Here is a 4,606-nt window from a genome sequence, read left to right on the forward strand (position 1 = left end):
ACGCCCACCGAGCAGGACAGCATGGCCGTCCCGCCGGCGATCTCCAGGCGGCCGGACAGCGAGGAGACGATCCGCTCGGCGAGGATCTGGACGCCCTCGCGCCCTTCGGCGCTGGGGGCGACGATGGCGAACTCGTCGCCGCCCAGGCGGGCGACGGTGTCGGTCTTGCGGCAGCAGGCGGCCAGCCGCTCGGCGGCCTCGCGGATGAACTCGTCGCCGGCCTGGTGGCCGAGGGTGTCGTTGACCTGCTTGAACCGGTCGAGGTCGATGCAGAAGACCCCCACCACCCCGCCGGAGCGGGCCAGGTTGTGCATCGCCATCGACAGGCGGTCGTTGAACAGGGCCCGGTTGGCCAGGCCGGTCATCGGGTCGTGCAGCGACAGGTGCTGGGCCTGGGCCTCGCTGGCCACCAGCTCGTCCGCCACGCGGCGGGTGCGGCGGTACATCCAGAAGCCCCAGCCGGCCAGGAAGCCGGCGATGCCGGCCACCAGCGGGCTCATGCGGGCCAGGACGTCGTACCCCAGAGTGGAGGAGCGCCAGGTGAGGTATCGGCCCGGCCCGACGGCGGCGGCCAGCCGGCCGGCCTCCGGCTTGTCGGTCAGGCGCGCGTCGTTCAGCGCCGGCTGCACCGCCTCCGGCGGCGCGGCGCGAATGGCGGTCTCGACCAGCCGCTGCTCGCGGCGGTCGGCGGCGTGATTCACGGCCAGACCAAGCACCATCGTCGCGCCGAACAGCGCCACGATGGCCAGGATGCTGGCGCCCAGCAGCGGCGCCAGCAGGCTCATGCCGGCCGAGCTGGAGGTGCGCGCCTCATGCGCCATCCAAAGGGTCTCCCCTGCACATGGCGCGTTTGTGGACCAGACGAACTTAAGGAACGTCTAAAGAGACGCGCAGACCTGCGACTCTTTGTTCACGCGGTTAGTCATGCCGCTGACGGAATATCTAGCAGTCGCCAGAAGTTGTCCGAGTCTGCTCTTCCCAGGACATTAGGGTAAACGAGGAGATAACCTTGGATTCCGCGACAGCATTCGCGGCTGTTGCTTGCCGTTCAGTCCGCCGGCAACAGCGCGACTCCGTCGGCGTCGGCGTAGAGCATGTCGCCAGGCACGAAGACCACGCCGCCGAAGGCCACCGGGGTGTCGATCACTCCCTCGCCCCGCTTGATGCTGCGCTTTGGATTGGATCCCAGCGCTTTCACGCCCAGCTCGATGCCAGCCAGCACGGCCGCGTCGCGGATGCAGCCGTTGACGACCACGCCGGCCCAGCCGTTGGCGGCCGCATCGGCGGCGATGGCGTCACCCACCAGGGCGCAGTGCATCGACCCGCCCCCGTCGATCACCAGCACCTGGCCGAGCCCCGGCTCCGACAGCACCTCACGCACCATGGAGTTGTCGTCATGGCAGCGGACGGTGCGGATCGGGCCGAAGAAGGCGGCCCGGCCGCCGAAGTCGCGGAACTGCAGCTCGCAGACCTCGATGGTCCCCTCGTGCTCGTCGCAGAGGTCGGCGACGGCCTTCACTGGGCGCCCGCCTTGGCTTGGTACTCGTCGCGCAGCTCGCGCTTCATCACCTTGCCGATATGGCTCCGCGGCAGGCTCTCGACGATCTTCAGGTCGGCCAGCCGCTGGGTCTTGCCCAGGCGGCCGTTGACCCATTCCAGCAGGTCCTTGGCGCCGACCTCCTGGCCAGGCTTCAGCGCCACGAAGGCGACCGGCGTCTCGCCCCAGCGTTCGGAAGCCACGCCCACCACTGCGCTCTCCAGCACCGCCGGATGCTGCGCCAGCTCGGCCTCGAGGTCGGACGGATAGATGTTGAAGCCGCCAGAGATGATCATGTCCTTCTTGCGGTCCATGAGCGTGAGGAAGCCGTCCTCGTCGAACCGGCCGACATCGCCCGTACGGATGTAGCGGAGCCCTTCGGGGCTGTACCACTCCGTCTCCTTCGTCTTCTCGGGCTGGTTATGGTAGCCGACCATCATCGCCGGGGAGCGGCCGACCACCTCGCCGATCTCACCCTGCGGGACCTCCTTGCCGTCCTCCCCGATCAGCCGGATGTCGTGCCCCGGCAGCGGCCGGCCGACGGTGTGCAGCTTGTCGGGGAACTCGTGGGCCGCGAGCATGCAGGAGCCGCCGCCCTCGGTCATGCCGTAGAACTCGATCAGGCCGCCCGGCCAGCGGCGCAGCACCTCGGCTTTCAGCTCGGCGCTGAACGGCGCGCTGGTGGCGAACTTCAGCCGGTAGCTGGAGAGGTCGTACTTGTCGAAGTCCGGATGCGCCATCAGCCGGCGGTACTGGACCGGCACCAGCATGGCGTGGGTCGCCCGGTGCTTCTCCGACAGCTTCAGGAACTCGTCGGCGTCGAACTTGCCCATCAGCACCGCCGTGCCGCCCTGGGCGACCGTGGGCAGGAAGCTGACCAGGGTGGTGTTGGAGTAGAGCGGCGTCGAGATCATCGTCACCGACTCCGCATTGTAGTGGCCGCGGCGGATCTGGCTCCAGCGCATCCGGTGCGGCTGGATGATGCCCTTGGGCGCGCCGGTCGTGCCGGACGAATAGATGATGTTGAAGCCCTGGTCGGGCTGGATCTCCACGGCGTCCGGCTTCGCGCCTGGAGGCGCCAGCCACTCGGCGAACGGTTGGCCCGCGGACGAGCCGTCGAGGGCGACGCGGTTGACAGTGATCTGATCCGCCACCGGTTCCAAGAGCTTCGCCACCCCGTCGTCGAGGAAGAAGACCTTGGCCCCGCAGTCCTTCAGCATCATCGCCAGGCTCTCGGGCGTGGACGAGGGCGCCAGCGGGGCGACCGCGGCTCCAGCCCGCAGGGTCCCGAGGTAGACCGCGCCGTATTCGATCGAGGTGGTGGCGCAGACGGCGGCCACGTCGCCGTTCCTCACCCCGTCCCTCTGCAGGGCGGCGGCGATGCGGTCCATCACGGGATCGAGCTCGGCGTAGGTCAGCTGGCGGCCGGTCTGCACCAGGGCCGGGTGGCCGGCGCGTTCCTTGGCCTGTTCCCGGACGAGGTCCGGCAAGGTCCCGAAGTCCTGGGCGAGAAGGTCCTGAAGCGACATGGAAACTCCGCTGGCGAGATGCGCGGACCTCTTAGCGCCCGCCTCGCCGAAGGCCAAACGGCGCTTGCGGCAGGCGCCCTCCCCCAGGGTAAGGTGGCGCCGGCCCGATCCATTGCGGGCCGCGTGCAAATTCATGCGTTCGCGGGACCACCGCGGCATTGGGACGGGAACGATAGATGTCCGAAGAGATGATTTCGCTCGGCGCGAAGCTGAAGCAGACCGCGCAGGAACAGCCCGACAAGCCGGCGGTGAGTTGCGGGAGCGCCAGCCTCACCTACGCCGAGCTGCACCGGCGTACCAACCGCCTGGCGCGCGGCCTGAAGGCGCTGGGGGTCAAGCACGGCGACCTCGTCACCCTGGGCCTTCGCAACAGCGTCGGCTTCGTGGAGGCCAGCTGGGCGATCTGGAAGGTCGGCGCGACGCCGCAGCCGGTCTCCTTCCGCTCGCCCAAGGCCGAGCTGCAGGCGATCGTCGAGCTGGCTGACAGCCCGATCGTGATCGGCGAGTTCGGCTTCGAGCTGGACCGGCCGATGGTCACGGTGGCCGACATTGCGGCGAAGTCCGACGACGACAGCGACGTGCCCGACGAGACCGCGCCGTGCCTGAAGGCGCCGACGTCCGGCGGGTCCACCGGCCGGCCGAAGCTGATCCTGGCCGGCCAGCCGGGCGTCGCGGCCAAGGTGAGCCCGGAGGTCGGCGGCTGGCAGTTGACGCGGGACTCCATCGCCCTCCTGCCCGCGCCGCTCTACCACAACGCCGGCTTCGGCATGATGATCAGCGCCATCAACATGGGCGCCCACCTGGTGCTGATGGAGCGGTTCGACCCGGAGACCACGCTTGCCGAGATCGAGAAGCGGAAGGCGACCTGGGTCTACCTCGTGCCGACCATGATGAACCGCATCTGGCAGCTGCCGGAGGAAGTCCGCCGCAAGCATGACATCTCCTCGCTCAAGACCCTTTGGCACCTGGCCGCGCCCTGCCCGGCATGGCTGAAGGAGGCCTTCATCCGCTGGGTCGGACCGGAGGTGGTGATGGAGCTCTACGCCGGCACCGAGGCCCAGGCCTCGACGGTGATCTCCGGCGCCGAATGGCTCGAGCACCGAGGCAGCGTCGGCAAGGTGCGGATGGGCGAGATGCAGGCCTTCGACGAGGCCGGCAACCCCCTGCCCCCGCGCGAGATCGGCGAGATCTACATGCGCCGGCCGGAGGGGGCGCCGCCCTCGTACAAGTACGTCGGCGCCACCGCCAAGACGCTGCCCGGCGGCTGGGAGAGCCTGGGCGACATCGGCTGGTTCGACGAGGACGGCTATCTCTACCTGGCCGACCGGCGCACCGACATGATCCTGGTGGGCGGCTCCAACGTCTATCCGGCCGAGGTGGAGTCGGCGCTGGAGGAATTCCCCGGCGTGCTCGGCTGCGCGGTCATCGGCCTGCCGAACGATGATCTCGGCAACACGGTCCACGCCATCGTCCACGCTCGTCCAGAGGTGACGGAAGAGGCCCTGCGCGCGCACCTGAAGGACCGGCTGGTCACCTACAA

At 69.1% G+C, this 4,606-nt stretch carries 4 protein-coding genes; 1 reads left to right on the forward strand and 3 read right to left on the reverse strand.

The features are described from left to right. From VHK87_RS06525 to VHK87_RS06535, 3 genes are all read right to left on the reverse strand, one after another. Positions 1 to 821: diguanylate cyclase domain-containing protein (locus tag VHK87_RS06525; RefSeq protein WP_329634091.1), on the reverse strand; the 821-nt coding region annotated here is incomplete at its 3' end. A gap of 227 nt (positions 822 to 1,048) precedes the next feature. Then, positions 1,049 to 1,519: a ribonuclease E activity regulator RraA gene (rraA, locus tag VHK87_RS06530; protein ID WP_329634092.1), complete on the reverse strand. Its 471-nt coding sequence runs from the start codon at positions 1,517 to 1,519 to the stop codon at positions 1,049 to 1,051. Then, entirely contained in the window at positions 1,516 to 3,066 is a 1,551-nt protein-coding gene (locus VHK87_RS06535) for a class I adenylate-forming enzyme family protein (protein ID WP_329634093.1), read from the reverse strand. The genes rraA and VHK87_RS06535 overlap by 4 nt, the downstream gene beginning before the upstream one ends. A 176-nt stretch (positions 3,067 to 3,242) precedes the next feature. Between VHK87_RS06535 and VHK87_RS06540 the strand changes: the two genes are divergently transcribed. After that, positions 3,243 to 4,606, forward strand: a 1,364-nt coding sequence (locus VHK87_RS06540; protein ID WP_329634094.1) for an AMP-binding protein, incomplete at its 3' end; no start/stop codon positions are given.

Source organism: Phenylobacterium sp., assembly GCF_036263695.1.
GTDB lineage: Bacteria > Pseudomonadota > Alphaproteobacteria > Caulobacterales > Caulobacteraceae > Phenylobacterium.